The organism is Kitasatospora sp. NPDC007106 (genome assembly GCF_040634455.1).
In the GTDB taxonomy this organism is placed as follows: Bacteria; Actinomycetota; Actinomycetes; order Streptomycetales; family Streptomycetaceae; genus Kitasatospora; species Kitasatospora arboriphila.
On the sequence record NZ_JBEYFP010000944.1, the window covers coordinates 1 to 2,135 of the forward strand.

The following is a 2,135-nucleotide window of genomic DNA, read 5'->3' on the forward strand; positions in this document are numbered from 1 at the left end:
CCCGCGACGGGCCGCCCGCCGGGCCCCGGTCGGCAGGTCCGGCGGGCGGCCGCGGTGCCGCTCAGTGCCAGTTGCTGATCTGGACGTCGCGCGGGGCGGGGTCGCCCGTGCCGGTCTCGACGTACTTCTTGAGGCTCAGCAGGTAGCTCGCCCACTTGGTGCTGCAGTGGTACATGAACTCGACCGGCTCCCGCCAGCCCAGGTGCCGGAACAGGACGATGGTGTAGTCGTCCTCCTGCTTGAGCTCGAAGCGGACCTGGGTGCCGATCCACTCCTCGGGGCCGTCGACGACCTCCCAGAGCACCCGCTCGGCGGGCTTCGTCTCCAGGACCTTCATGTCGAATCCGCCGGGCAGGAAGCGGAACCGGGCCACGCCGCCGACCTCGCTGTCGCCAGTGGTGTCCTCCGTCCACCAGCCCGCCAGCCCGTCGATCGTGGTGAGGGCGTCGTAGACGGCCTCGGGGGACGACGTGACGCCGATCCTGTGCAGGATGTCGAACATGTCGACACCTCGTTTCGGTGTGGGCGCCCGGTGTTCGGGCGCGATCGGACCGCGCCGCCGCGGACCGGCGGCGCCTCGTGGGTGAGGGGCTCAGCCCTCCTGGCTGCGGTGGATGGCTTCGGCGATCCGCTTGATCCGGCTGAGCCGGGCGTCCCAGGCGGCCCCGACGGAGGACAGCTGGGCGACGGCGCGGGCGAGTTGGGCCTCGTCCACCTCGTAGCGGCGCTCCCGGCCGGACGGGGTGGCGTGGACCAGGCCGACCCGGTCGAGCACGCCGAGGTGCTTGGCGACGGCCTGCCGGGTGACGGGCAGCCGGCCGCTCAGCGTGGTCGCCGTTCCGCCGCCCTCGGTGAGCAGCAGGTCGAGCATGCGCCGGCGTATCGGGTCGCCGACCGCCGACCAGAGCTCGTCGTCGATGACGGCGTTCACGGCGCGGCCACCAGCCGGTCGAGGTAGCCGACCAGACGGGGCAGGAAGTGGTTCCAGCCGCTGTCGTGGTCGCGGTAGGCCTCCTCCAGCACGGCGGCCTCCCAGCCCCGCTCCCGGAACCCGGACTCGCTGAAGCGCAGCAGCGTGCCCGCGCCGGCGGGCACCAGGTCGAAGGTGACCAGCAGGGAGTTGCCGGGCGCGGGGGCCTCGGGGCCGTCGTACACCCAGCGGAAGGAGAACCGGCGGGGCGGGTCGGCCTCCACCACGGTGAGCTGCTCGACCTTGGCGTCCGGCGAGGAGCCGTCCCCGAAGGTGATGACGCCGGTCCCGCCGGGCACCGGCTTCAGCTCGGCCTCGTCGGGCCACCACTCCCGCAGGTGCTCCGGGGTGCTGATGACCTCGTAGACCACCTCGGGCGGGGCGTCCACCTGGATCTCCCGCTCGATGCTGCCGTACTCCTCCATGCCGCCACTCCTTCCATTCGCAACCTTTGGTTGCAGATAACCCTACGACGACCCCGGCGAATACGCAACCATTGGTTGCTTGATTCGGGTGCCGGGGTCGGCGGGGTGCCGGGGTCGGCGGGGCTGCGGCCCGGACTCAGGCGGTGACCTTGCCGGCGGCGACCAGGGCGGTCAGCGCGGTCCGCTGGACGTAGGCCAGCAGGCCGACGGTGATGCCCGCCATCACCAGGGCCATCAGGACGTGGCCGAGCGCGGAGGTCAGGGCGAGGCCGAGGACGCCCAGCAGGACGTGGGTGCCGATCCGCAGGCCCACCAGCGCGAACGCCACCTTGCGGGTGCCCTTGCCGCGCCAGAGCAGCTTGGCGAGCTTCAGCCGCCGGCGCAGCAGGGTGAGCGAGACGGTGATGTTGACCGCCGCGAGGACGACCAGGGCGGGCCAGGCGGACGGGAAGGCCCGTAGCAGGTCGAAGGCGCCGGCGAGGACGCCCTCGAACCCGAAGAACCAGGCGGGCAGCCGCATCTCGCCGACCGTGGGCAGCACCTCGGCGGCCGCACCGGCGCCGGCAGCGGTGCCGGTCGTTGTGGTGGTGTCGGTGGCGGTGCTCTGCATGGCGTCCCCCGTGGTGTCGTCCCCCGCCGGGGCCGTTCGCCCCCGCGATGATCACCACTCTCCCAGGGCGGCCCGCCCGCGGGTAGCGACGGTGTGTCAGCAAGGGGACGTGACAGATGTCATGGCCGCC

The 2,135-nt window shown here is 72.7% G+C and carries 4 protein-coding genes; all 4 read right to left on the reverse strand.

Annotated elements, in window-relative coordinates; translation table 11 throughout:
* Positions 1-61: 61 nt before the first annotated feature.
* Positions 62-502 carry an SRPBCC domain-containing protein gene (locus ABZ641_RS34285; RefSeq protein WP_359988244.1) on the reverse strand — a complete coding sequence of 147 codons (441 nt, stop codon included), beginning with the start codon at positions 500-502 and terminating at the stop codon, positions 62-64.
* A gap of 90 nt (positions 503-592) precedes the next feature.
* Entirely contained in the window at positions 593-931 is a 339-nt protein-coding gene (locus tag ABZ641_RS34290) for a helix-turn-helix domain-containing protein (RefSeq protein ID WP_344624673.1), read from the reverse strand.
* Complete coding sequence (locus ABZ641_RS34295; protein ID WP_344624674.1) at positions 928-1,395, reverse strand: SRPBCC family protein; 468 nt, start codon at positions 1,393-1,395, stop codon at positions 928-930. The genes ABZ641_RS34290 and ABZ641_RS34295 overlap by 4 nt, the downstream gene beginning before the upstream one ends.
* 136 nt (positions 1,396-1,531) lie before the next feature.
* Positions 1,532-2,005 (reverse strand): hypothetical protein, encoded by a 474-nt coding sequence (locus ABZ641_RS34300; RefSeq protein ID WP_344624675.1) that lies wholly within the window; start codon positions 2,003-2,005, stop codon positions 1,532-1,534.
* Positions 2,006-2,135 lie beyond the last annotated feature (130 nt).

Coding starts and splice junctions, on each gene's coding strand:
- ABZ641_RS34285 (WP_359988244.1), bottom strand. CDS start 502: ATGTTCGACATCCTGCACAGGATCGGCGTCACGTCGTCCCCCGAGGCC.
- ABZ641_RS34295 (WP_344624674.1), bottom strand. CDS start 1,395: ATGGAGGAGTACGGCAGCATCGAGCGGGAGATCCAGGTGGACGCCCCG.
- ABZ641_RS34300 (WP_344624675.1), bottom strand. CDS start 2,005: ATGCAGAGCACCGCCACCGACACCACCACAACGACCGGCACCGCTGCC.